The sequence below is a fragment of the Qipengyuania mesophila genome (assembly GCF_019711655.1).
In the GTDB taxonomy this organism is placed as follows: Bacteria; Pseudomonadota; Alphaproteobacteria; order Sphingomonadales; family Sphingomonadaceae; genus Qipengyuania; species Qipengyuania mesophila.
Map to the genome: position 1 here is coordinate 27001 of NZ_JAIGNU010000003.1, position 24248 is coordinate 51248.

The following is a 24248-nucleotide window of genomic DNA, read 5'->3' on the forward strand; positions in this document are numbered from 1 at the left end:
TGGGCGGGCATGCTGCTAATCGCGGCGACTTCGCCACACAGGCCTAGTGACACGATGCTGTCGGAACCTCATCCCGCATGACTGATACCCAACCTGCGCCGCCCCCGCTCAACGACGGCATTCCGCCAGCGGATTCGCATGGCGGCCACGGCAACAGCGGGTCGCGTACCGCGCTCGCTGTCGGAGCCATCGGCATCGTTTTCGGCGATATCGGTACCAGCCCGCTCTACGCCTTCCGCGAAACCTTCGCCGGGACCGCGAGCATCGCGATCGACCGGATGCACGTGCTGGGCGTGGTCAGTTTGATTTTCTGGTCAATGCTGATCGTGGTGGCGCTGCAATATGTCACCATCCTGATGCGCGCCGACAACAAGGGGCAGGGCGGCAGCCTAGCGCTGGTGGCGCTACTCAGCCGCCACATCGGCCGTTCGAGCTACGGCTGGCTGGTGGTGCTGCTCGGGGTCTTCGCGACCTCGCTGTTCTACGGCGACAGCATGATCACGCCAGCCATCTCCGTGTTGTCGGCAGTCGAGGGTCTGACCGTGGTCAATCCGGGGCTGGATCCGCTGGTGATTCCGATTGCGCTTGTCCTGCTGATCTTCCTGTTCTTCCTCCAGAGCCGCGGTACGGCCAAGGTCGGGGCGCTCTTCGCCCCGGTGATGATCGTCTATTTCACCACCATCGCCGGGCTCGGGCTAAACCAGATCGCGCACAATCCCGATATCCTGTGGGCGCTCAACCCCTGGTACGCCGTCCAGTTCTTCATCACCGACGGCGCGATCGCCTTCTTCGCGCTCGGTGCCGTGGTCCTCGCGGTGACCGGTTCCGAAGCGCTCTATTCGGACATGGGCCATTTCGGACGCGGGCCGATGCGCCTGTCGTGGTTCGGCTTCGTCATGCCGTGCCTGCTGCTCAACTACTTCGGCCAGGGCGCGATGATCGCCGGGCTGCCGGCCGAACAAGCGGCCGAAGTGGTGCGCAATCCCTTCTTCCTGCTCGCTTCCGAGGAATTCCGCCTGCCTCTGGTGATTCTCGCCACGCTAGCGACCTTCATCGCCAGCCAAGCGGTGATCTCGGGCGCGTTCAGCATCACCCACCAGGCGATGCAGCTTGGCTTCATGCCGCGCCTGACGATCAGCCACACCAGCGAAACGGAAGCGGGTCAGATCTACATCCCGGTGGTCAACTGGGCGCTGATGTGCGCGGTGATCCTGCTGGTGCTGACCTTCCAGAATTCCTCCAGCCTCGCCGCCGCCTACGGCATTGCGGTGACCGGCGCGGTCACGATCGACACGCTGCTGATGGGCGTGCTGTTCGTCGGCGTGTGGAAATGGAAGTGGTTCCTCGCGCTTCCGGTAGTGCTGTTCTTCCTCATCGTCGATGGCGCCTATTTCGCGGCCAATCTGGTCAAGGTGCCCGACGGTGGCTGGTTCCCGCTGCTGATCGGCCTGATCGCCTTCACCCTGCTCACGACCTGGGCGCGCGGGCGCAAGCTCATGCGCGACCGCATGAGCGAGACCGCGCTGCCGATCGAGATCTTCGCCAAGAGCGCCAAGAATTCGGCCACCCGCGTTCCGGGCACCGCGATCTTCATGGCCAGCCAGACCGCCGGCGTGCCCTCCGCCCTGCTGCACAACATCAAGCACAACAAGGTGCTGCACGAACGCGTGGTGATCCTGACCGTGCTGATCGCCGATGCGCCCTATGTCGATGGCGACAAGCGCTGCGAGATCCACGATCTCGGCGATGGCTTCTACCGCGCCGTGCTGCACTACGGTTTCATGGAGGAGACCAACGTGCCGCTGGGACTCAAGCAGATGTCGCGCTGTGGCGGTGACTTCGACATGATGCACACGAGCTTCTTCCTCAGCCGACAGACGTTGCTCGCGAGCGACAAGCCCGGCATGCCGATCTGGCGCGAGAAGATCTTCTCGTGGATGCTGCGCAATGCGGCGACCGCGATGGATTTCTTCCGCCTGCCCACCAATCGCGTGGTCGAGCTGGGGAGCCAGGTGGAGATTTAGGGTCGGTTAGATCGTTGGAGGCTGCGTTTCATGGCTGTCACACGCATTGTCGCCAATCTTCTGACCGATGAACCGGTGGCCCTTGCCCAATTCTATGGGCGGGCATTCGGGCTCGAAATTCCCCACGACATGGGCTGGATCGCTTTTCTAACGAGCGATGCGACGCAGACAATCGAATTGCACACTGCCTCGCAGGGCGGCTCCGACACAGAGCTTCCGGTGATATCGATCGGTGTCGACGATCTCGACGCGACCCATGCTGCGGTCATCGCTGAAGGTGCGGAGGTGGTTTACGGGCCCGTGCGTGAAAGCTGGGGCCTTCGACGCTTTTTCTTCCGCGATCCAGCGGGCAATCTCGTGAATGTCGTCGATAGTTAAGCCGAGCAAATTCGGCGCACAGCCCTCACGCAGTCGGCGGTTCGTCCTTCACCACCTCGTCCCGGTCATCGAGCGCCAAGCCATGCCGTAGCAGCATGGGGATCTGGGTGAAGGTAAAGAGGAAGCTCAGCGGCATGAACACCCAGAGCTTGGCCCACAACCAGTCCTCGAAGCCGAGCTGCGCGCGCAGAACCTCGTTGAGCGCGGCCAGCGCGAAGAAGAACAGGCCCCAATTGCGCGACAGCTTCAGCCAGCCGTCCTGGTCGACGCCTTCGAAGGCCGCCTCGAGCAGTACCTGAAGCAGCGCCTTGCCGCGCAGCCAGCCGCCCAGAAGCAGCGTGCCGAACAGCAGGTAGATCGCGGTCGGCTTGATCTGGATGAAGCGCTCGTCCTGCAACCAGATCGTCAGCCCGCCGAAGCCAACGATCAGTGCGGTCGAGAGGATCAGCATCGGGCTGACATGGCCAAACTTGACCTTGCTGAAGACGAGCGCAGCGACGGCCGCAATCATGAACGCGATCGTGCCGTAGATCACCGCGGCGATCTCGCCGAAGGTCGAGGTCTCGGGCGGCTGGTAGAACTTGTAGACGCCGAGGAAGACCAGCAGCGGGCCATAGTCGACGAGGATGTTGAGCCAACCCGATTTGGATTTCGGCTTGGTATCGTTGCTCATTACGCCACCCCCGCAATCACGCGTGCGACGAGGTCGGGGTCGAAGGGACGGAGGTCGTCGATCTTTTCGCCCACGCCGATCGCGTGGATCGGCAGGCCGTATTGTTCGGCCGCCTGCACCAGCACACCGCCGCGCGCCGTGCCGTCGAGCTTGGTCATCACGAGCCCGGTGACGCCGGCGACTTCCTTGAACACATCGATCTGGGCGAGCGCGTTCTGGCCGTTGGTGGCATCGAGCACCAGCACCACGTCGTGCGGCGCCTCGGGATTTAGGCGGCCGAGGACTTTCCGGATCTTGGCCAGCTCGTCCATCAGTTCGCGCTTGTTCTGCAGGCGTCCGGCGGTGTCGACGATCAGCACGTCGGTGCCGATCTCGGTCGCCTGCTTGACCGCGTCGAAGACGATACTTGCCGGGTCGCCGCCCTCGGGGCCGCGCACAATCGGCACGCCCACGCGGTCGGCCCAGGTCTGCAGCTGGCCGATCGCCGCGGCGCGGAAGGTGTCGCCCGCCGCCAGCATGACCGCGTAATCGTCTTCCTGGAAGAGGTGCGCGAGCTTGGCGATCGTAGTGGTCTTGCCGCTGCCGTTGACCCCGATCACCAGCAGCACCTGCGGGCGCGGGAAGGCGGTGATCTCGAGTGGCTTGGCCACCGGGCGCAGAATCGCGGCGATTTCCTCGGCCACGGCTTCCTTGAGTTCGCGCTCGGTGATCTCGAGCCCGAAGCGCTTGTCGCGCAGCTTCTCGCGAATGCGCGCGGCCGCACGCGGGCCGAGGTCCGACAGGATCAGAGCGTCCTCGACATCGTCGAGCGTCGCATCGTCGAGCTTGGCGGTCCCGACCACTTCGGTGAGATTGCTGGTCAGTTTCTCGGAGGTCTTGCGAAACCCTCCGAACAGCCGGTCGGTCCAGCTTTGCGTGTCACTCATTGCAGAAGGCCATTCTCGAATGCGGTCGGCGTCAGGGAGACGATGGTCCCCGCCGGCGTGCCCTGGGGCACGGCGATGCGGGCGAAGTGCGGCGTGTAGCCCGTCCCGTCGCGCTCGGCGAGGACGCTGTGCGGCTTATCGACGAGCGACGCCAGCCACTCGTCGCGCGTTTTCCGGGCGGCTTCGCGCAGTTCGGCGGCGCGCCGTTTGACCGTCTCGCGCTCGACCTGTGGCATCCGAGTGGCGGGCGTGCCGGGGCGGGGCGAATAGGGGAAGATGTGACCGTGAACGATGTTGATCTCGCGGATGATCGCAAGGTTGGCCGCGTGGTGCTCTTCGGTTTCGGTGGGGAAACCGGCGATCAGGTCCGCTCCAACTGCCAGATCGGGGCGAAGGTCTACGAGACGCGCTACGAGATCTTCCGCATCGCGCCGAAGGTGCCGTCGCCTCATGCGCTTCAGAATGAGGTCGTGGCCATGCTGAAGCGAGAGATGGAGGTGCGGCATAAGCCGCTCTTCGTGCGCGAAGAGCTCGAACAGGAGCGGGTCGATCTCGATCCCGTCGAGCGAGGACATCCGCAGGCGCCGGAGCTGCGGAAAGGTCTGGAGCACGGCGTGCACCAGCTCGCCCAGCGGCGGCCTGCCGGGCAGATCGTGACCCCAGGAGGTCACATCGACCCCCGTCAGCACCACTTCGGGTGCGCCATGGTCGAGATGGCGTTCGACTTCGGCGAGCACCTTGCGAACCGATTGCGAGCGGCTGCGGCCGCGTCCCTGCGGGATGACGCAGAAGGTGCAGGCATGGTCGCAGCCGTTCTGCACCGCGATGAAGGCGCGCGTGCGGTTCTGGGGAGCCGGAACCGCTGCAGGCACGTTCCACGCGCGTGCGTCGAGCTTGGCGGTATTGGCGACGAGACCGTCGACCTCGGGCATGGCGGCGAGCTGATCGCGCTCGATATCGGCGGCACATCCGGTCACGAGCAGGCGCGCGTCGGGATTGGCGCGGCGCGCGCGGCGGATCGCCTGACGCGTCTGGCGCACGGCTTCGCTGGTCACCGCGCAGCTGTTGACCACCACGAGGTCGCGCTCCTGCGCCAGCATGGCGCGGATCTGCTCGCTTTCGGAAATATTGAGCCGGCAGCCGAGCGAGATCACCTGGGCCTCGCTCACGCGAAATCGCTCCAGTCGAAACTACCGCGATAGCTCTCGGTCGCGGGGCCGGTCATCGTGATACGGTTGTCTTCGCCCCAGCCGATGGTGAGGTCGCCGCCCGGCAGGGTGACGCGCACCTCGCGCTCGACCAGTCCGCGACGCATGGCATGCACTGCGGTGGCGCAGGCCCCGGTGCCGCAAGCACGCGTCAGACCGGCGCCGCGCTCCCACACGCGCAGGCGGATATGCGTGCGGCTTTCGATCGTGGCGACATTCACGTTCACGCGCTCGGGAAAGAGCGCGTCGTTCTCGATCTCCGGCCCCAACGTTTCGAGCGGCACGGCATCGGTGTCGGGGACGAAAAAGATGACATGCGGATTGCCGACATTGACGGCGCCCGGCTGATCGAGCCCGTCCCAGCCGACCGGCATGGCGGCTGTGTCCATGCCGTAGGCGAGGGGGATGGCGTCCCAGTCGAAGCGCGGCTCGCCCATGTCGACGCTGGCACCGTCGTTCGCCGGTTCGACGCGGATCGTGCCGCCCGCGGTCTCGACGTCCGCGGGGGAACCATGCAGGAGAGCGACGGCGCGGCTGGCATTGCCGCAGGCGCCCACTTCGCCACCATCGTGATTGAAGATCCGCATGCGGAAATCGGCGGTATCGCTAGGCTCGAGCACGATCAGCTGGTCGCAGCCGATCCCGGTGCGCCGGTCGGCCAGAGCCCGGGCAATATCCTGATCGATCGCGGGCAATTCGCGCGCGCGCGCGTCGAGCACGACGAAGTCGTTGCCCAATCCATGCATCTTGGTGAAATCGACGCGCATTGCGCCGCCGCATCTATGCACTCGCCGGCGCAGCGTCCAGTGCTGTGTCAGCCGGCGCGCTTGCCCCCGCCGTGGCGATTGTCATGCGCGGTGAAATCCACCTCGGTGACGTTGTTGAGCTTGTCCTTGGCCAGCAGGTTCTGCCGAGCCAGGCGTTCGAGCACGAGTTCGGCGGGTTCGGGGCGGCCATAGTGATACCCCTGGCCCTTCATCTTGCCCATCCGCTTGAGCGTTTCGAGCACGAGTTCGTTCTCGATGCCTTCGGCGGTCACCGGCAGGTTCAGGCCGTCGCTCATCGTGAGGATCGCATCGACCAGCTTCGCGCCGTGCTCTTCCTGCTTGAGTTCCGCGATGAAGGCGCGATCGATCTTGAGGCGGTCGAAGGGCAGGCTGCGCAGCTGCGACAGGCTCGAATATCCGGTCCCGAAATCGTCGAGGCTGACGCGAACGCCCTGATTGCGCAGGCTGCTGATCATCGTGCGGACCATGCCGACGTTCTCGTGCAGGCAGCTTTCGGTGATCTCGATATCGAGCCGGTTAGCCGGGAAGTTGTGGCGTACCAGCAGCTTGAGCAGCTTCTGGGCGAACCACGGGTCGCGCATCTGGATCGGGGAGATATTCACCGACAGGCTGAGATCCGAATCCCACTGCTTCGCATCCTCGAAAGCCTGAGCGATCAAGGCTTCGCTCATTTCGCTGATGACGCCGATCTCTTCGGCGATGGGGATGAAGATGTCGGGGCCGACCACGCCCATTTCGGGCGATTCCCAGCGGGCGAGCATTTCGAAGCCGACGAGTTCGCCGGTTTCGATGTCGATCTGCTGTTCGTAATAGGGGCGGAACTCGCCCGCCGCGATGCCGCGACGGATGCCCGCCTCGAGCTCGTTGCGGAAGCGCAGTTCGTTCTCCATCTGCGGCTCGAACCAGTAGAAGCGGTTCTTGCCCTGCTTCTTGGCGTGATACATGGCGATATCCGCCTTGTGCATCAGCTTTTGCGCCGAGGCCGTGCCGTCGCGCATGTCGTCCATCTGCGTGCTCGAGGCGATGCCGATCGACATGGTCACATCGACCGGCGTCTCGGCATATTCGACCGGACGCGCGACGTGCTCGATCATCCGCGCGGCAAGCTGGTCGACCCGGTCGGGGACCTGCGGGTGATAGGGCACGACGCAGACGAATTCGTCGCCGCCGAGCCGCGCCAGGATGCCGCCGTCAGGCAGCAGGCGCTGGATCCGCGCAGACGTGACGCGCAGCACTTCATCGCCAGCCTGGTGGCCGTGCAAGTCGTTGACCTGCTTGAAATTGTCGAGGTCGACGGCAATCGCCGCCAGCGCCTGCTCGCGGCGTTCGAGATCGACCAGCAGATCGCCCAGCGCGGCGGTGAAGCTGCGGCGGTTGTGGCAACCGGTCAGGTGGTCGATATCTGCCAGTCGGCGCGCTTCGGCCTCCGACGCACGGCGCGTGACGAGTTCCTCGCTCAGCGCCTTGTAGCGATGCCAGCCGAGCAGGATCAGCGCGATGTTGAGGAGCAGGGCATTGGTGAGCGCGGCATCGGGCGAGGCACCCTCGCCGTTCCATGCCTTGAGGAGGTTGGGCAGCACGACTCCGGCCGTGCCCACGAACAGGATGATCGCGGCAAAGGCGATCCCCAGCGTGGTGATATCCCGTTCGCGGCGCCCGACCTTGCGGTTCGGGCGGTCGGTTCGGCGTCGGTGGGTCTTGGCACTGTTCGCGGTCAATCCCGCCCCCTGGGTTGCTCGTTGCGCATTTGGCTTAGGCCGCGACGCCTAAAAACAGGTTAACTGCGGGTCCCTTGGGGTGGTCAGTGCGATGGGTAGCGGCTAGGCGCGCACCATCCTGGGCTGCTTGACGGAGAAAGTTCCCCGATGCGTTACTGGCTGATGAAATCCGAACCCTTCAAATACAGCTGGGACGATCTCGTCGCCGAAGGGGAGGGGACCTGGGACGGGGTGCGCAACCACCGCGCGAAGAACAATCTCGCCGCGATGGAGGTTGGCGACCAGGCCTTCTTCTACCATTCGCGCGAGGGGCTCGAGATCGTCGGGATCTGTGAGGTGAGCGTAGCGGGGATCACCGACCCGACCGACCCCGAAGGCAAGTGGGCGGCCGTCAAGGTCAAGCCCAAGACCAAGGTGCCGCATCCGGTCACGCTGAAGCAGATCAAGGCCGAACCCAAGCTGGCCGACTGCGAACTGGTCAAGCTGTCGCGCCTGTCGGTGGCCGAGATCAAGCCCGACGAGTGGTCGCTGATCTGCTCGATGGCGGGCATCTGAGCTTCGTCGCAAGCCGCCCTCGCTTGATCGCTATCGCCGGAACATAGTCGCGCAGCGGTCGGTTATGTCCCTGTAACCACGCAATAATCTGCGTGTTCAAGAAGAGGAGACGTCCGATGGGCGAACTGACCGAAAAGATCAAAGGCAATGCCAACGAAGCAGCTGGCAACACCAAGCAGGCGGTCGGCGACATGACCGACAACGAGCGCCTCGAGCGCGAAGGCGAGCGCCAGGAGCGCAAGGGCGAAGCCCAGCAGCTCAAGGGCGAAATCGAAGGTGCGCTCGGCAACGACATCTGACGCCAGCAGGACGCTGGCAACAGCGAGGAAGGGCCGTCTCTCTTGCAGGAGGCGGCCCTTTCTCTTGCAATGCTATCGGTCGCGCAGCCCGCTGACGCTGGCACCGCTCGCGGCGAGTTGCTCGATATCGATGGTGCAGTGGATCAGGCGCAGACCGCTGCGGTCCCGCGCCTCAACCAGCGCTTCCTCGAATTGCTCGTTGGTCGCCGCCCGCGCCGACCATCCGCCGAAAGCCGCAGCCAGCGCGGCGAAATCGGGATTGGCCAGTCGGGTCGCGCTGACCCGCTCCTCGCCCGGGAATTCGCGTTCCTGGTGCATGCGGATCGTCCCGTAGGCGGAATTGTCGACCACGATCACGATCAGGTCGGCACCGTGCTGGACGGCGGTCGCCAGTTCCTGCCCGTTCATCAGGAAATCGCCGTCGCCGGCCACCGCGACTACCGTACGTTCCGGGTGGCGCAGAGCCGCCGCGACTGCCGCGGGTACGCCATAGCCCATCGCGCCGCAGGTCGGGGCGAGCTGGGTTGGATGGCCCTCATAACGCCAGTAGCGGTGCCACCAGCCGGAGAAATTGCCGGCGCCGTTGCAGATGATCGTGTCGCCGGGCAGCGTGTCGCGCATGAATTGCACGACCTGCCCCATGTCGAGCGCATGGCCGTTGGGATGCGCGGTGGCCCAGATCTGCCATTCGGCATGCGCTTCCTGACCCGCATCGAAATCGAGAACCTCGTCATCGTCCCACAGCGCCGCGCTCTCGGCGAACTCGTCCATGCTCGCGCAGATCGCGAGATCGGCGGGGTAGACGCGGTTGAGTTCGTCGGGGTCGGGATGGATGTGGACCAGCTTGCGCTCGGGCGCGGACAGCGGCGGGACGGTGTAGCCGTCGGTGGTCGCTTCCCCCAGCCTTGCGCCCACCGCCAGGATCAGGTCGGCCTGCTTTACCCGCTCGACCAGCTTGGAATTGGGGCCGTAGCCCAGGTTCCCGGCGTAGACCTTGCTTGAACTTGCAATTGCGTCCTGCCGCCGGAAGGCGGTGGCGACGGGGATGCCGAGCCGTTCGGCGAAGAGCTGGAAATGTGCGCGGGCCTTGGCGTTCCATCCGGCGCCGCCGATGATCGCGATCGGCGCGGCGGCGTCGGCGATCAGCGCCATCATCGCCTGCATCGCATCGGGGCAGGGCGCCTGCGCGGGTCGTTCGACGCGCGGGCGCGGGATGGCGGCGGTCGCACGGCTGAGCATGTCTTCGGGCAGTGCGAGCACGACCGGGCCGGGGCGGCCCGAGATCGCGGTGGCATAGGCGCGTGCGACATATTCGGGGATGCGGTCGGCCGAATCGATCCGCGCGGCCCATTTGGCGATCGGGCCGAAGAAGGCGGCAAAGTCGACCTCCTGGAAACCTTCGCGGTCGCGCATCTCGCTGTCGACGTCGCCGACGAAGAGGATCATCGGCTGCGAATCCTGCATCGCGACATGCACGCCGATGCTGGCATTGGTCGCGCCGGGCCCGCGGGTGACGAAAGCCACGCCCGGCCGCCCGGTCATCGCCCCGTCGGCGCAGGCCATGAAGCCGACGCCGCCTTCCTGCCGGCAGGTCACTACCTCGATCGTGTCCTGTTGCGCCAGGCCGTCGAGCACCTGCAGGAAGCTTTCGCCGGGAACGGTGAAGATACGGTCGCAGCCCTGTTCGATCAGGCAGTCGACGAGGAGTTGGGCGGCTTGGGGCGTGTCGGGCGCTGTCATGAGCGGCGGTTAGCCCGGCTGAACGGGTCGTGCAATCCGTCCCAATCGGGGACAGGCCATTTGGGTGAGGATAGCCAAAGGTTAAAAAAGCGTTAACGTGGCTGTCATGAGACGCGCCCTGGTCCTGACCAACGAATCCGCCCGGCACTGGTTTCGCGCCAGCCTGCCCCAGCGCCGCAGTGCTTTCGCAGACCTTCCGGCGACCAAGGCGGCGGACTGGCCCGCGGGCGCGGCGTTCGACTGGCGCCTGACCGCCGCCGACGTGCGCGGCGTGGCGACGACCTATTTCGCGACGCTGGCGGCGGTTCTCGCCTTCATCATCTAGCGCTCACGCCCCGGCGGCGGCGGCGAGATCCGCAGCGGCGTTCTCGGCGACGATCAGGCGGCGCGCGAGCCAGGCCGAGAACAGGCACATGGCGGCACAGAGCAGCAGCTGTTCGGTGATCGGCACGCCCGCCGCGCTCAGCGCCATCGCAGCCAGCGATCCGCCCACCATGGCACCCGAATTGACGATATTGTTCGCCGCGATCGTGCGCGAGGCCTTGTCCGGAGAGACCCGCGTGGTGAGGAAGGCGTAGAGCGGCACGACGAACATGCCGCCCGATACCGAAATGCCCAGCAGGCACAGCAGCAGCACCGCCGCCATCGGCCAGGCGATGAATTCGCTGACGCTCAGCAGGCTGGCCGGCTGGTCGGCCTCCCACAGCTTGGCGACCATGTAGAAGGCGACCACGAACAGCCCCATGACGATCACCGAAATCGGCGAATAGCGCGCCGAGACGCGCCCCTTTAGCAACGCGTTGACCGCCACCGAGCCGATCGCCACGCCGATCGAGAAAACCACCAGGAACAGGCTCGCGACCTCGGGGCTGGCCATGATCGTGTTCTTGGCCAGCGGCGGGAACTGGATGAACAGCACCGCGCCGATGGTCCAGAAGAAGCTGATCGCGAGGATGGCGTAGTAGACCTCCGCATTGTGCATCGTGTCGCGCACCAGCTTCACCGAAGCGCGCAGGATGTGCCAGTCGAGCTTTTCCGGTCCGCCGAGCGGCGGCGCGGGCGGCACCTGGCGGCTGACGAGATAGCCGATGCAGGCGGTCACCAGGATGCCCACGGTGGCCCATCCGGTGTGCTGCACCGCCAGCGGCCCGGCGAGGATCGTGCCCGCGAGGATGGCGATATAGGTCCCGGCCTCGACCCAGCCGGTGCCGGCGAGCACCTCGTCCTTCTCGAGATGCTGCGGCAGGATGGCGTATTTGATCGGCCCGAAGAAGGTCGAATGGACCCCCATCGCGAAGAGCGCTGCGAGCAGCAGCGGGATCGCGAAGGCGTGGACGGCCACGCCCTTCCATGCCAGCGTCAGCCCCACCGCGCCAATGGCCATGATCCCGATCTCGCACAGCTTGATGATGCGGATGATCTTCGCCTTGTCGCGCATGTCGGCGAGCTGGCCCGCCAGCGCGGAGAGAATGAAGAAGGGCAGGATGAACAGGCCCGAGGCGAGGCCGCTGAACGCTGCCTCCGTGCTCTCGTCATTGTAGACCGCGTAGACCACGAACAGGACCATGGTGGTCTTGTAGAGATTGTCGTTGAACGCGTTGAACAGCTGCGTGACGAACAGCGGCAGGAACCGCCTGGTGCGCAGCAAGTGCATCGATGTAAGCATGACCCCCCGGGCAGAAACCCATTCTCGCGGCCGAGTCTAATGCCATCGCCATGGCGGACAAGGGCAATCGGCGGCTTTTGCGACGGGGCGATTGTCGCTAGGCATGCGGCCAGCATGCTGACCTTGCCCAACATCCTCACGCTGTCGCGCATTTTCGCGATCCCGCTGCTGGCCTATTTCCTGTGGTGGCCGGGATGGGACGCGGGCTATCTGCTCGCCTTCGTGCTCTACTGCCTGATGGGCATCACCGACTATTTCGACGGCTATCTCGCGCGCTCGAGCGGGACGGTGTCGAAGCTCGGCATCTTCCTCGATCCGATCGCCGACAAGATCATGGTCGCCGCGGTGATCCTGGTGCTCGCGGCGCAGGGCGTGCTGACCGGCCCCTATGTCGGCGATGCGCATGTCATCGCCGGGCTGATCATCCTGATGCGTGAGATCGCCGTGTCGGGCCTGCGCGAATTCCTCGGCCCGCTGCAGGTCTCGGTCCCGGTGTCCAAGCTCGCCAAGTGGAAGACGACCTTCCAGATGGTCGCGCTCGGCTCGCTCATCCTGGGCGAGGGGCTGCCGCACTGGACCACCATGTTCGGCGCGATCGAGGCCAATGTCCCCCACACGGTGGGCCTCACCACGCTATGGGCGGCGGCGGTGCTGACGGTAGTGACGGGCTGGGACTATTTGCGCGTCGGGCTCAAGCACATGGATTAGGATTCGCCCTCGGCCAGTCCGTAGACATGGACCGGGTGTTACACGGTCCAAGCGGGAAAAACGCGGGGGCGCGAGAGCGGCGCGGTTGGGCTGGTTCGACGGCGAGAAAGAGCGCACGGAGTCTAGCGCAGGCGCCCGATGTAGGAAATGTCCGAGTCGGGGCCGTTTGCGGGCCGTCTGCTAAGCAAAGCGGGCCTTGGACCAGCGTTTCAGGAAATGAACCGAACCGGCTGAGCTACGTCCGTTTTGCGCGAGGTCGACGTAGTTTGGGAAAGCAATTGGCGAGAAGCACGAAGCCGGACACAGCAATGATCGTCCCTCCGATGCCGAACAACAGCAACCACCAGCTATTGATACGATGCCTCTCGTTCCAATCCATGATGTGGAGCCCCCAGATGAAATCGAAGAAGCGCCAGGTGTCGCTTCTCGCAGCCAATACGGCGCCATTGGAGGCATCGATATAGAGGCGCGTTGCATCCGGATCGCCGAATTGAACCTGCCATGCCGGGAAAGGTCCGTTGAACTCAGTGCCGACAGGCTTCGCGACCGGCGTGGCCGCCTCGATGGTAGTCTTAGGTCCTGACCAGGCATGCAGGGTAATCGCCTCTGCAGTCGCACGCGAAAGGGGCGACAGGACACGTCCAGTAGATGGGTCATGAAGGCTTGTGCTGCCGTCTGAACTGCGCAGTTCCATCACCGGTCGACCATTGACCATTTTTCTGGTGGCTGACCCCCTCTTCAGAACCAGAACCGGATACCGACGACGTAGTTGGTCACACTCGGATCCTCGCCCGCGAGCCGAGCGTAGTCGGCGCTCCGGCCCAGCTTCCATTCCTGCTCGATCCCGATGTAGGGTGCGAACTCACGTGCGATTTCATAACGCAGCCGCACACCCAGTTCGACCGTGTCGAGGCCGGCGCCAACACCCAGCTCGGGCACATCCTGCGCGGATAGACTCAGCTCGGCGCGCGGCTGCAGGATGAGGCGCTGGGTAATGCGCTGGTCAAGCTCGGCTTCGATACTTGCGGTCAGGTCTCCCTTGTTCGACAGGAAAGCGGCCGCGTCGACTTCGAACATGTAAGGCGCGAGCCCCTGCACACCGATGACGGCATGGGTGCGCTCGGGACCGGTCAGATCCTGCCGGACGCCAGCCTGAAGGTCCCACCATGGACCGATCGCATGGCTCCACAGGCCTTGGACTTCGGCGGACTCGGGGCTTTCCCCGAAGGTGCCTTCCCCCTCGCTCTTGAACCAGAACTTGTCGAGGTCACCACCGTAATAGCCCTGCACGTCCCAGAGGTACCCATCGCCGCCTTCTCGCGCGCGATATTCGGCGCGGTCGCCCTGGAACCAGAACACGTTCATCCCGCCGTTCTCGGTGCTCAAGGCGTTGCGCGAGGCGTGCATCGCATCGGCACCCCAGATCGCATCGGCGGCGCGAGGCGGTCCGGATCCCGCTGACGCCGGAGGCGGCCCTTCCGGGATGGGGGTCATGTCCATCCCGCCATGGCCCATCGCACCGTGGTCCATGGGCGTCTGTTCGGGCAGTTGGATGCTTTCATGGCTCATCGTGGAATGGTCCATGCCTTCCATCTTGGAATGATCCATGGTCGAGTGATCCATTCCACCCATCTGGGAGTGGTCCCTGCCGGTATGGCCGTCGGCGTGACCGCCCGGGGCCGGTTGCGTCGCCGGCGCGCAGGCTCCGTCCTCTACCGGATGGCCCATGGCGCGGTGACGTGCGGCCTCCTTTTCGCATTCGGTTTGGACGGGGGATTGCGCGGAAGGCATCGTGTGGCCCGAATGGTCCTGTGCGACAGCGGGGGCGGCGGCGCTGGCGAACAGCATGGCTACGAGAAGGCGCATCAGTCTTCTCCCACCCGTTTCACATCGGGCTGATTGCCCCGCGGCGAGACCGTCACGATCTGGAACATGCCAGAATGCATGTGATAGAGCAGGTGGCAGTGGAAGGCCCAGTCGCCCTCCTCGTCAGCAGTGAGGTCGAAAGTGGCGCTACCGCCGGGCTGGACGATCACCGTGTGCTTCTGCGGCTGCCGGTCGGCGGGTGCGCCATTGACCAGTTCGAAGAAGTGCCCGTGCAGGTGGATCGGGTGCGCCATCATGGTGTCGTTGACCAGCTTCACCCTCACACGCTCGTTGTAGGCGAAGCGGATCGGGTCATCGGTAACGGCGGTGTATTTCTTGCCATCGAACGACCACATGTAGCGCTCCATGTTCCCGGTCAGATGGATTTCCATCTGCCGCGAGGGGCGACGCAAGTCGTCGTTCGGTGCGAGCGCAACGAGATCCTTGTAAGTCAGAACCTTGTGTCCGACGTTGTCGAGACCAAGTCCGGGGTCACCCATGCGATCGACCGGGTTCATCGACACCATATCGATCCCGGGGCCAACCTTCACATCCGGAGGCAGCTTGGACGTGTCGCGCATGTTCATGCCGCTCATGTCCATCCCGCCCATCGGATCGGCAGCGGTGTCTTGCGATGGCATGTCATGGCCCATGGCGGAATGGTCCATGCCCGCCATATCTCCGCCGTGGTCCATGCCGCCGGTACCGTGGTTCATGCCCATGTCCGCCATCGTCAGTAGCGGCGGATCGCGCAGGGGCGGTACACTTGCTCGCGCGCCGGGGCGGGAGGCCAAAGTCGCTACAGCCATGCCCGACCGGTCCATGCTCTCGGCGACGATCGCCCGCGCTTCGCCGGTCGGCTCGACCACGATATCGTAGGTCTCGGCCGTGCCGATCTGGAATTCCTCGACTTCGACCGGGCGCACGTTCTGGCCGTCGGCGGCGACCACCCAGAACTTCACCCCTGGGATGCGGAAATTGAAGAAGGTCATCGCGCTGCCATTGATGATCCGCAGCCGCACCCGCTCGCCGGGCTTGAACAGGAATTCCAAGCCTTCTTCCGGGCCCCGCCCGTTGGCGAGATAGGTGTAGGTCGAGCCCGTTACGTCCAGGATGTCGGTCGCCATCATGCGCATGCGCGCCCACATCCGCCGGTCCGCGCCCGACAGCGGATAGTCGTCGGTCCAGGTGTTCTGCTGGTAATTGAAGTAGTCTTCGCCCTTCTTCAGCTTGTCCATGATCGCGTGCGGATGGAGCGGCGTGAATTCGCTCAGCAACAGGACGTAATCGCGGTCCGCTTGCACGGCGTCCGCCCCTGCGGGTTCGACCACGATCGGGCCGTAATGCCCCGCCTGCTCCTGCAGCCCCGAGTGACTATGCCACCAATAGGTTCCGCTTTGTCGCAATGGGGGAATGTCATAGACGAATGTCTCACCCGGCTTGATCCCGGGGAAACTGACGCCAGGAACGCCATCGAACTGGAACGGCAGCAGCAGGCCGTGCCAGTGGATCGAGCTGTCTTCATCGAGCGTATTCGTGACCGCGAGGCGAACCGGCTGACCTTCATGGAGGCGAACCAGCGGACCCGGCACGCTGCCATTGACCGCGACCGCATGCCCGCGACGCCCCTGCACCACGCGAGGTCCTTCACCGATCGTAAGGGCAATATCGCGGCCCGACACTTCGTCGAAGCCGGGCCGGATCACCGCATGGTGCAAATCGCCTCCTCGAGCCCATGCGGGGACAGTGTGCGCAAGCCCTAGGAGGCTTGCTGCCTGGGCGCTACGGGTCAGAAACCTGCGACGGTCAAAAGCGTATCTTTGGCTGGATTTGGTGTTGCTCATACGCACACTTACGCATGAACTGAAATTAGACCTCAAACAGATGCGATCTTTTTTCGCGTAGACGTTGGCGTGCACGGTATACGCGCGTTTCAACTGTCTTCTCCGTCACCCCAAGCAGCTGCGAAACCTCGCGGTAGCTCCGCCCTTCCACAGCAACCAGGACCAGCGCTTCACGTAACCGGACGGGTAGCCTCTCGATGGCCCTCGAAACCTCATCAAGTATCTGCCGATCTGCAACCAGCGTTTCGATGTCTGGCTCGTCCCCGGCAGTGGGAATTTCCGGATCGAATGACCCGATTCCAAAAAGTCGCGAGACCTTGCGCCGCCGGAGCCTGTCGCGGCATTTGTTGAGTGTTACGGTCGTAAGGTAAGCCGCAATCGGCTTGTCGGAATCGAGCTTGGTTCGCGCGACCCATGTTGATGCAAGAGCGTTTTGCAGAGCGTCCTCGGCCTCGTCGGCAGATCCGAGCATTCGACGGGCAAGCCCAAGCAGTCGCGGCAAATGAGGTTGGATAAGCCGACCGAACGCCGCCCTGTTGCCAGCTCTGACCTTTTCGACGAGGCCGGATTCAATAGTGTCGTCGAGCCCCCGCACGTATGATCATTCGTCGGCTTCGCCGGTCAGCGATAGCGAAACCTGACGGTCAAACTGCGCTTTCTGCTTGGGCGTCAAGAGCGCCCGCATCGCGAAAACATGATCGACAGTCGCCTTCTGAAGGTCGCCCATGCGGCCGTGAACATCGTCGATGGCTGCCGCAACCTTCGGGCCGTATTCGTGCTCCTCGTCCATGGCGACCGCGAGCCTGGCATTGGCTGCACGGAGGGAGTGTTCGAGTTCATTCCGCTCGACAGCAAATCGCGTTTCGAGTTGTTCGAGCCGTTCCTTCTGTGAAGCGTCAAGGTCGAGCTCTTCGTGGACGAAATTGTGTAGCGTCTGCGAATGCGAAACTTCGCGCCATTCACCTATGGCGAACGCCCCGATACATCCGGCCGCCAGCGCTACAAGGACGGCAATCACAAATTGGAAGGCGCCGATCCTCATGGCTCGACGTGCAGCAATACTGCAGGAGAAAGATCCGCACCATCTACGAGACGGAAACTTGCAGGCTCGGCACTTGCCGGCGCTGCCGTCGTGCCAATACCTGCGCTCAGTCCGACGAAGGCCATCGCCGCAAACAATGCCAGGCGTACGCGCCCTGAGGCCCTCGCCTCAAGCTGACCGGCTCGCATCCAGACCCCGTCCATGAAACCGTCGGACACTGACGGGGCGGGCATATTCCTCAACTCCGTCAAAGCGCGCTCAAGAAGTTCGTTGTCATTCATTCGGTCTTGTTCCTTCGCTACCTATACGAAGCCAGTGCAATTGACCCTCACAACTCTTTTCGAGGGCTTTGCGCAGATCGGGCGTATAACGAACATGACGCTCTCTCGCATCCTTCGGTCGCACCTCGCCATCCTGATGGTCGCTGCTCTTTCTTTGCCGGTCATCGCTATCGCGCACGATGGTCACAAGAAGGACATGAGCGATGCAGAGATGGCCCAGATGGAAATACATGGCGACGCGGACATGCGTGAATCGCCATCTGTGGTTCCTTCGTCCTTGGGACAGGCCGAGCCCACCGCCCTGACGGAGGCCAAGCCCATGACGGCCGAACAGGCGCTTGAGGCGAAAAGAGCGAAGAATCGGATCACCTCGACGGGGGACCTCCTCGGGCGACTTCATCCGATCGCGGCACACTTCCCCATCGCCTTGCTTTTAATGGCTGCAATTGCAGAAATCCTGCTGTTCATACGCCCTGCACTGGGTCTGGAAACGACCGTGCGCTTTCTCGTTTCCGGTGGAGCTATCGGCGCGGCAGCGGCAGCTTTCTTTGGCTGGTTCGCCGCTGGCTGGCGCCTTGAAGATCGGTCGGAGACACTCGCTCTCCATCGATGGAACGGGACGGCAATAACGGCTGTCGCGATCGTGGCCGCATGGTTTGCATTTCGCCCTGGCAGCAGGAAAGCACTCCGTTTCGCAATCGGCATACTGGCAGTGGCCTTGGTCATCCAAGGCTATCATGGCGGCGAAATGGTCTTCGGGCCCAATCACCTTGGTTTGGAGTAACTATATGCAAGCTACCTTTCCGAAGCGGACGCGGACTCTAGGCCTTCTGCCTTTGATTACCGTTAGTCTGACTGCGTGCGGCGCGGCTTCCGATCGGGCAGCCGAACAGGTCGCGGCGAGCGATGCAATACTCGACACGTCCGCTGCTACCACAACGGCCACGCCGTCTGCGGTCGAGAATGCTACTATGCGTGACGATCCCGTTCCAACGTCGACCGACGCACCATCGTCCGGTCCAAAGCCCGCAGTCGCGCCAACCAAGCCCAAGAAAGTGGCGGCACCGGCCACTCCCGCTCGGCCAGCGCCCGCTCCGTCACCGACCCCTTCGAACGATCCGCACCCTGGTCACGATATGACCACCATGTCGGACGAGGACATGAAAGCCATGGGACACGATTGATTATGACCAAGTCTGCTTGCGAAGTTCGTCGCCTGCTTCCGATACTTGGTGCGATGCTGCTTGCAGCATGCACCGGTGCTGCGCAGGCAGCGAGTTACACCATGTTTCGCGATCCCAGTTGCGGATGCTGCGAAGACTGGGCCGATCATGTTCGCGCGGGTCTGTCTGCCGAGATTGTCGTACAGGACAGCCCCAACATGGCAGCGGTCAAGGACGGACATAAGGTGCCCGACGAACTGCGGTCCTGTCACACGATGGTGGTGGATGGCTATGTTATCGAGGGCCATGTACCCGCGGCCGATATCGCACGCTTGCTCCGTGAGCGCCCGGCGGGCGTCGAAGGGCTGGCTGTCGCCGGAATGCCTCTCGGGTCCCCTGGCATGGAAATGGACGGGCGAACCCAACCATACCAGGTGATCGCTTTCGGAAGATCCGGTCGCATCGTCTTCAATACCCACAACTGATCATGACGAGGAGAATTGACATGAAGGTACTGTTTGGTTTGGTCGCTGGACTGGCACTGGCAGGACCGGTCGCGGCCCAGTCCGGCGAGGCACCCGCAGGCGATGCTCACGCGTCCGGCGAAAAGCCCGAGATGTGCGAGATGATGCACAACGGGATGAAGATGCAGGGCATGATGATGAAGGGCAAGGATGGCAAGATGTCCTGCTGCATGATGGACCATTCGAAAATGGATCATGCCGGCATGAATCATGGGATGATGGGCAACCATCAGTCAGGCGCCCAATCCGATAGCGACGCACGATCTGCAGACGCGCCTGCCGAAGATCACACGGCACATGAGGGGCATGGCCCAGATTGAGGCGACCTCGTGAGGTGAAAACGATTGCCCTGTCGAGCAAGCAGGTCAGCGGGCTTGCTTTTCTAGCAGGGCAATTAGTTCGGCGATCTTGGTTCGCTGATCAGCTTTCGAGCCAAGTTCGATCGCCTCTTCCAGACAATGGCTCGAATGGGTTTTGAGTACCTCCATGCGCGTCGCGCGCAATGCGGCTTCCATTGCCGCAAACTGCTGGAGGATGTCGATGCAATACCGGTCCTCTTCCATCATCTTGGCGATGCCACGCGCCTGGCCCTCGATCCTGCGCATGCGCGCGATCTCTTTTTCGAACTTCGTCTTCATGCGGCGTTCCATGCCAGCTTTGTCTCCTTGCGCCAATCTCGTTCGAAGAGCTTGGGTCCTTGATCATCCGCACCATCGGTACTATACCCCCCTATAGTATAATGCAAGGAGAGTCGCGATGTCTGATTCAGCTGCTGGCCCGAGCATAAAAGTGTGGGGATGGACGCTCAGCGTCTTTCTTCTGGTCACCTATCTGATTTGCGTTGCCTTCGGCCTCGCGGTTCCTGGCAGGTTCCACATGCACGAAGCTTGGGCGCCGCTCTTGCCAGGCTTCGAGTGGCTTACGCCCGTTGGGTTCGCTGCCGGGGCAATCGGTAGCTTTCTGTATGGCTGGTACATCGCTGTGATCGCTGTCCCGCTATACAAGTTCTTCAGCAAGCGGGGTGCCTAAGCTTTCGAAATAGAGGCAAGAGCAATGCAGGACACAGATCAACCGTCGCTCACTTTTCTCGGTGCAACCGGGACTGTCACGGGCTCACGCTACCTTGTCGAACAGGGGCGCCGGCGGATCTTGATCGATTGTGGTCTCTTCCAGGGTTTCAAGCAGTTGCGACTTCGCAATTGGAACCCCTTTCCGGTACCGCCGGAGAGCATCAGCGATGTGCTCCTGACCCATGCTCACCTGGACCATTCGGGTTATCTGCCCGCGCTAGTCCGAAATGGGTTTCGAGGCAGGATTCATGGCACGCCTTCGACCACAGAACTCTGTGGTCTCCTGCTCCCCGACAGCGGGCACCTGCAAGAAGAGGAAGCCCGATACGCAAGGCGCAAGGCTTATTCGAAGCATCGTGACCCGCAGCCTCTCTATACGCTCGATGATGCGAAGGCTGCGCTCGAGCATTTTGATCCTGTCCCGTTCGATACGACACTCGATCTGGGCGACGGGATATCAGCGTGCTTTATCCCTGCCGGGCACCTGCTGGGCGCGGCCTCTATACGGCTGACGATTGACGGGCGCGTCATCCATTTCAGCGGCGATGTCGGGAGACCGACGGACCCGATGATGCGCAGTCCCGATCAATTTTTTGGAGCGGACATACTCGTAACCGAATCCACCTATGGCAACCGCAAGCATCCGCCGGTCTATGCCCAAACCGAATTGGCCGAGGTCATCAACAAGGTCGTGGTCCGGGGAGGGACAATCCTCGTGCCGGCATTCGCCGTAGGACGGGTCCAGGGGGTTATGCTGCAGATCGCGCAGCTGCGCAGACGCGGCGAAATCCCCGACGTCCCGGTCTACCTCAACACACCGATGGGCGCCAACGCGACCGAGATATATCACCGGCATCATGGCGAGCATCGCGTGAGCTGGGATGATTGCAAAGCCATGTTTGACCTCGCCGAGCGTGTACGGACGGTCGAGGAATCGAAGGCGCTCAACCGGGAGGTAGCCCCGAAGATAATCGTTTCTGCAAGCGGCATGCTTACCGGCGGCCGCATTCTGCACCACGTCGTCAGCTTCGGCCAAGACCCGAAGAACGCGATTGTGCTCTCCGGTTTCCAGGCCGGTGGCACCCGCGGAGCAGCGCTTGTTAGCGGGAAGCGCACGCTCCGGATTTTCGGTGAAGAGATTCCGATCCGTGCTGAAGTCATCCAACTTGAAGGTCTTTCCGGCCACGCGGATGCGGACGAATTGCTTGCGTGGATGGGCACGGCGAAGCCGCCGCGAATGACTTATGTGACCCATGGCGAACCCGATGCCGCAGATGCCTTGCGCTTCCGGATTGAACACGAGCTCGGCTGGGATGTCCGCGTACCCGAACACCTCGAGCGAGTTTCGATCAAGGCCCCGCGATGAGCGACAAAATCCACTCCATTCCGCTCGTTCGCGCCGGTATCGATACCTACCGCCAACCGGTCGTGTTCATGCACAAGGATTGTCACCTTTGCCGGGCAGAGGGCTTCAGTTCACTGACCCGGGTAGAAATCACTCTACGGGAAAGGACGATCATCGCTTCGTTGAACGTGGTCACCGACGCGGACTGGCTCGCGCCGGATATTGCAGCTCTCAGCAATTCGGCGTGGATCAGCCTGGGTGCTCGACCGGGAGACAAGGGCTTCTTCGGACATGCCGAGCCGGCAAAGAGCGCGTCCGCCATTCGCGCGAAAGTCTATGGTAAGAAGCTGGCGCAGGACGACTTTCGGAGAATCGTAGAAGATGTTCTGGCCTTCCGCCTTTCCGATCTCGATCTTGCTGCCTTTATCGCATCTTGTGCAGGAGATCGGCTGGACCTCGATGAAACAATCGCTCTGACCCGCGCAATGCAGGATGCCGGACAAACCCTCGACTGGGGCGAGGGGATGGTACTCGACAAGCATTGCGTTGGCGGCCTTCCTGGCAATCGCACTACGCCCATCGTGGTCGCCATCGTTGCAGCGGCCGGCTTTCGCATCCCCAAGACCTCGAGCCGCGCGATCACTTCTCCGGCAGGGACCGCCGATAGCATGGAGGTCATGACTCCGGTTGCGCTCAAGATCGCGGATCTGCGTCGGGTGGTCGAAGCCGAAGGAGGATGTCTTGCTTGGGGCGGCGAGCTTGATCTCAGCCCGGCCGACGACTTGCTGATAAGGATCGAACGCCCGCTCGATTTCGACAGTGACGGTCAGCTCGTGGCGAGTGTCCTGTCCAAGAAGGCTGCTGCTGGCTCAACCCACGTTCTGATTGATATTCCGGTCGGGCCCACAGCCAAGGTTCGGTCGCCTGAAGCGGCTGAATCGTTGGCAGCCAGAATGAAAGCCGTTGCTGCTGCACTCGGCCTCAAGTTGCGCATTCACGTGAGCGATGGATCGGCACCGGTTGGGCGCGGCATCGGACCCTCGCTCGAGGCACGCGATGTACTCGCCGTCCTCAGGCGGCAGGCTGATGCGCCTGTGGACTTACGTGAACGTACACTCGATCTTGCCGGTTCACTGCTCGACCTTGCTCAGGGCAATGGTCCGATCGGGCGCGAGCAAGCAGAAGCGCTGCTCGTCAGTGGTGCAGCCGAGGCCAAGTTTCTTGCAATCTGCGAGGCACAAGGGGGCTTTTTCGAGCCCAGGCTTGCCCCGTTCCATGCAGTCGAGACGGCGCCTGTCGCCGGTGTGATCGCCGAGATCGACAACCGGAGGATCGCTCGGATCGCCAAGCTTGCGGGTGCGCCTGGTCGCAAGTCCGCCGGTGTGCTGCTGCAAAGGCGGCCTGGCGAGCGCGTCGATCAGGGCGAGCCGCTCTACGAAATCCACGCCGAAACCTCGGGCGAGCTCGATTGGGCGAGAGACTATGCGCGTTCGAGCGCGCCGGCCTTCTCGATATGTGAAGATCCATGAGCGTCATGCTCGTCTTTCCTGGAATGGAAGCGCTCGCCACGCAGATCGTCGAGCGAACCGGAGGGGATGCCCACCCGGTTGATCTGCACCATTTCCCTGACGGGGAGACCTTGGTCACTTTGCCCGAACAGCTTCTTGATCAGGACGTTGTCATCCTCGCCACCCTGCACGATCCAGACCGCGTGGCGCTGCCCTTGACCTTCGCTGCAAACACAGCGCGGGAGTTCGGAGCAAGGTCCGTCGGCCTGATCGCGCCCTATCTTGCCTACATGCGCCAGGACCACCGCTTCGCGCCCGGTCAGGCCATCAGTGCGCCAATATTCGCGCGCTTCCTTCAAGAGACCGTCGACTGGCTGGTTACTGCCGACCCGCACCTCCACCGCATACATTCTCTGGGCGCGTTGTTCGATATCCCCACGCGGCGCATCAAGGCTGCACCCCTTCTTGCCGAATGGATCAAGGCTAACGTGCCCGACGCGGTTTTGCTCGGCCCAGATGGCGAGAGCCGACAATGGGTTGCAGAAGTCGCGCGGCTCGTGGGCCGCCCATTCGAGGTTCTGGAGAAGGTTCGCAGCGGAGATCGCGAAGTACTGGTGAGCGTACCACAAAACCAGGCGCTCATGGCTGGAACACCCGTCATCCTCGACGATATTGCCTCCTCCGGGCGGACGATGATCGAGGCGATCGCGCGACTGGCCGATGCCGGATGCAGGCCGCCCGTCTGCGTCGTCATCCACGCTGTCTTTTCGGGCGATGCCTACGCGCAAATACTCAAGGCTGGTGCCGCGCGGATCGTCACCACCAATTCCATTCCCCATGAGAGCAATGCAATTTCGTTGGCCGACCCCTTGGCCGATGCCACCTCCGAGCTGACCGATAATTTGTGACAGAAGAGTAGAGC

At 63.1% G+C, this 24248-nt stretch carries 27 protein-coding genes; 13 read left to right on the forward strand and 14 right to left on the reverse strand.

The window, feature by feature from the left end; translation table 11 throughout:
- The first annotated feature begins 77 nt into the window (after nucleotides 1–77).
- Both K3181_RS13040 and K3181_RS13045 read left to right on the forward strand, forming a co-directional pair.
- Nucleotides 78–2024, forward strand: a complete 1947-nt coding sequence (locus K3181_RS13040) for a potassium transporter Kup (protein WP_221603566.1) — start codon at nucleotides 78–80, stop codon at nucleotides 2022–2024.
- Between the two features lie 30 nt (nucleotides 2025–2054).
- Complete coding sequence (locus K3181_RS13045; RefSeq protein ID WP_221603567.1) at nucleotides 2055–2402, forward strand: VOC family protein; 348 nt, start codon at nucleotides 2055–2057, stop codon at nucleotides 2400–2402.
- Nucleotides 2403–2427: 25 nt separating this feature from the next.
- On the opposite strand, the gene K3181_RS13050 is transcribed toward K3181_RS13045, so the two are convergent.
- The 5 genes from K3181_RS13050 to K3181_RS13070 are packed head-to-tail and all read right to left on the reverse strand — an operon-like array spanning nucleotide 2428 to nucleotide 7715.
- Nucleotides 2428–3075 carry an inner membrane-spanning protein YciB gene (locus K3181_RS13050; protein WP_221603568.1) on the reverse strand — a complete coding sequence of 216 codons (648 nt, stop codon included), beginning with the start codon at nucleotides 3073–3075 and terminating at the stop codon, nucleotides 2428–2430.
- Nucleotides 3075–4001, reverse strand: a complete 927-nt coding sequence (ftsY, locus tag K3181_RS13055; RefSeq protein WP_221603569.1) for a signal recognition particle-docking protein FtsY — start codon at nucleotides 3999–4001, stop codon at nucleotides 3075–3077. The genes K3181_RS13050 and ftsY overlap by 1 nt, the downstream gene beginning before the upstream one ends.
- Nucleotides 3998–5170, reverse strand: a complete 1173-nt coding sequence (locus tag K3181_RS13060) for a MiaB/RimO family radical SAM methylthiotransferase (protein ID WP_221603570.1) — start codon at nucleotides 5168–5170, stop codon at nucleotides 3998–4000. The genes ftsY and K3181_RS13060 overlap by 4 nt, the downstream gene beginning before the upstream one ends.
- On the reverse strand, nucleotides 5167–5976 hold the full coding sequence (gene dapF, locus K3181_RS13065; protein WP_221603571.1) for a diaminopimelate epimerase: 810 nt from the start codon (nucleotides 5974–5976) through the stop codon (nucleotides 5167–5169). The genes K3181_RS13060 and dapF overlap by 4 nt, the downstream gene beginning before the upstream one ends.
- Before the next feature lie 47 nt (nucleotides 5977–6023).
- On the reverse strand, nucleotides 6024–7715 hold the full coding sequence (locus tag K3181_RS13070) for a putative bifunctional diguanylate cyclase/phosphodiesterase (protein ID WP_221603572.1): 1692 nt from the start codon (nucleotides 7713–7715) through the stop codon (nucleotides 6024–6026).
- Nucleotides 7716–7862: 147 nt separating this feature from the next.
- Here K3181_RS13070 and K3181_RS13075 point away from each other — a divergent pair, with 147 nt between their 5' ends.
- Together K3181_RS13075 and K3181_RS13080 are read left to right on the forward strand one after the other, a co-directional pair.
- The gene (locus K3181_RS13075) at nucleotides 7863–8270 is read left to right on the forward strand and encodes an EVE domain-containing protein (RefSeq protein WP_221603573.1); all 408 of its coding nucleotides are present in this window, start codon (nucleotides 7863–7865) and stop codon (nucleotides 8268–8270) included.
- Between the two features lie 116 nt (nucleotides 8271–8386).
- The gene (locus tag K3181_RS13080) at nucleotides 8387–8569 is read left to right on the forward strand and encodes a CsbD family protein (protein ID WP_221603574.1); all 183 of its coding nucleotides are present in this window, start codon (nucleotides 8387–8389) and stop codon (nucleotides 8567–8569) included.
- A 72-nt stretch (nucleotides 8570–8641) separates the two neighbouring features.
- Here K3181_RS13080 and K3181_RS13085 read toward each other — a convergent pair whose 3' ends face one another.
- Nucleotides 8642–10309 carry a thiamine pyrophosphate-dependent enzyme gene (locus K3181_RS13085; protein ID WP_221603575.1) on the reverse strand — a complete coding sequence of 556 codons (1668 nt, stop codon included), beginning with the start codon at nucleotides 10307–10309 and terminating at the stop codon, nucleotides 8642–8644.
- 106 nt (nucleotides 10310–10415) lie between these two features.
- Between K3181_RS13085 and K3181_RS13090 the strand changes: the two genes are divergently transcribed.
- A complete protein-coding gene (locus K3181_RS13090) occupies nucleotides 10416–10634 on the forward strand; it encodes a hypothetical protein (protein WP_221603576.1) in 219 nt (72 codons plus the stop codon).
- Between the two features lie 3 nt (nucleotides 10635–10637).
- Here the strand turns inward: K3181_RS13090 and K3181_RS13095 are convergent, their stop codons facing one another.
- Nucleotides 10638–11975 carry an MFS transporter gene (locus tag K3181_RS13095; protein WP_221603577.1) on the reverse strand — a complete coding sequence of 446 codons (1338 nt, stop codon included), beginning with the start codon at nucleotides 11973–11975 and terminating at the stop codon, nucleotides 10638–10640.
- Nucleotides 11976–12089: 114 nt separating this feature from the next.
- Here K3181_RS13095 and pgsA point away from each other — a divergent pair, with 114 nt between their 5' ends.
- The gene (gene pgsA, locus K3181_RS13100) at nucleotides 12090–12683 is read left to right on the forward strand and encodes a CDP-diacylglycerol--glycerol-3-phosphate 3-phosphatidyltransferase (RefSeq protein ID WP_221603578.1); all 594 of its coding nucleotides are present in this window, start codon (nucleotides 12090–12092) and stop codon (nucleotides 12681–12683) included.
- Nucleotides 12684–12918: 235 nt separating this feature from the next.
- On the opposite strand, the gene K3181_RS13105 is transcribed toward pgsA, so the two are convergent.
- The 6 genes from K3181_RS13105 to K3181_RS13130 are packed head-to-tail and all read right to left on the reverse strand — an operon-like array spanning nucleotide 12919 to nucleotide 17716.
- On the reverse strand, nucleotides 12919–13377 hold the full coding sequence (locus tag K3181_RS13105; protein ID WP_221603579.1) for a PepSY domain-containing protein: 459 nt from the start codon (nucleotides 13375–13377) through the stop codon (nucleotides 12919–12921).
- A gap of 44 nt (nucleotides 13378–13421) precedes the next feature.
- Nucleotides 13422–14549, reverse strand: coding sequence for a copper resistance protein B (locus K3181_RS13110; protein ID WP_221603580.1), 1128 nt, complete (start codon nucleotides 14547–14549; stop codon nucleotides 13422–13424).
- Nucleotides 14549–16393, reverse strand: coding sequence for a copper resistance system multicopper oxidase (locus K3181_RS13115; RefSeq protein WP_221603581.1), 1845 nt, complete (start codon nucleotides 16391–16393; stop codon nucleotides 14549–14551). Before K3181_RS13115 ends, K3181_RS13110 begins: the two co-directional genes overlap by 1 nt.
- A gap of 25 nt (nucleotides 16394–16418) precedes the next feature.
- The gene (locus K3181_RS13120; RefSeq protein ID WP_221603582.1) at nucleotides 16419–16988 is read right to left on the reverse strand and encodes an RNA polymerase sigma factor; all 570 of its coding nucleotides are present in this window, start codon (nucleotides 16986–16988) and stop codon (nucleotides 16419–16421) included.
- Nucleotides 16989–16994: 6 nt separating this feature from the next.
- Nucleotides 16995–17435, reverse strand: a complete 441-nt coding sequence (locus tag K3181_RS13125) for a Spy/CpxP family protein refolding chaperone (RefSeq protein WP_221603583.1) — start codon at nucleotides 17433–17435, stop codon at nucleotides 16995–16997.
- Nucleotides 17432–17716 carry a hypothetical protein gene (locus K3181_RS13130; RefSeq protein ID WP_247715152.1) on the reverse strand — a complete coding sequence of 95 codons (285 nt, stop codon included), beginning with the start codon at nucleotides 17714–17716 and terminating at the stop codon, nucleotides 17432–17434. Before K3181_RS13130 ends, K3181_RS13125 begins: the two co-directional genes overlap by 4 nt.
- A gap of 40 nt (nucleotides 17717–17756) precedes the next feature.
- Here K3181_RS13130 and K3181_RS13135 point away from each other — a divergent pair, with 40 nt between their 5' ends.
- The 3 genes from K3181_RS13135 (at nucleotide 17757) to K3181_RS13145 (ending at nucleotide 19723) form a co-directional block, all read left to right on the forward strand.
- Nucleotides 17757–18500, forward strand: coding sequence for a DUF2231 domain-containing protein (locus K3181_RS13135; RefSeq protein ID WP_221603584.1), 744 nt, complete (start codon nucleotides 17757–17759; stop codon nucleotides 18498–18500).
- 453 nt (nucleotides 18501–18953) lie between these two features.
- The gene (locus tag K3181_RS13140) at nucleotides 18954–19364 is read left to right on the forward strand and encodes a DUF411 domain-containing protein (RefSeq protein WP_221603585.1); all 411 of its coding nucleotides are present in this window, start codon (nucleotides 18954–18956) and stop codon (nucleotides 19362–19364) included.
- 20 nt (nucleotides 19365–19384) lie between these two features.
- On the forward strand, nucleotides 19385–19723 hold the full coding sequence (locus tag K3181_RS13145) for a hypothetical protein (protein ID WP_221603586.1): 339 nt from the start codon (nucleotides 19385–19387) through the stop codon (nucleotides 19721–19723).
- 45 nt (nucleotides 19724–19768) lie between these two features.
- Here K3181_RS13145 and K3181_RS13150 read toward each other — a convergent pair whose 3' ends face one another.
- A complete protein-coding gene (locus tag K3181_RS13150; RefSeq protein WP_247715153.1) occupies nucleotides 19769–20053 on the reverse strand; it encodes a metal-sensitive transcriptional regulator in 285 nt (94 codons plus the stop codon).
- A gap of 106 nt (nucleotides 20054–20159) precedes the next feature.
- On the opposite strand from K3181_RS13150, the gene K3181_RS13155 reads away from it, so the two are divergent.
- The 4 genes from K3181_RS13155 to K3181_RS13170 are packed head-to-tail and all read left to right on the forward strand — an operon-like array spanning nucleotide 20160 to nucleotide 24234.
- Complete coding sequence (locus K3181_RS13155; protein WP_221603587.1) at nucleotides 20160–20432, forward strand: hypothetical protein; 273 nt, start codon at nucleotides 20160–20162, stop codon at nucleotides 20430–20432.
- Nucleotides 20433–20456: 24 nt separating this feature from the next.
- Nucleotides 20457–21839, forward strand: a complete 1383-nt coding sequence (locus tag K3181_RS13160) for an MBL fold metallo-hydrolase RNA specificity domain-containing protein (protein ID WP_221603588.1) — start codon at nucleotides 20457–20459, stop codon at nucleotides 21837–21839.
- Nucleotides 21836–23347, forward strand: coding sequence for a thymidine phosphorylase family protein (locus tag K3181_RS13165; RefSeq protein ID WP_221603589.1), 1512 nt, complete (start codon nucleotides 21836–21838; stop codon nucleotides 23345–23347). Before K3181_RS13160 ends, K3181_RS13165 begins: the two co-directional genes overlap by 4 nt.
- The gene (locus tag K3181_RS13170; RefSeq protein WP_221603590.1) at nucleotides 23344–24234 is read left to right on the forward strand and encodes a ribose-phosphate diphosphokinase; all 891 of its coding nucleotides are present in this window, start codon (nucleotides 23344–23346) and stop codon (nucleotides 24232–24234) included. Before K3181_RS13165 ends, K3181_RS13170 begins: the two co-directional genes overlap by 4 nt.
- Nucleotides 24235–24248 lie beyond the last annotated feature (14 nt).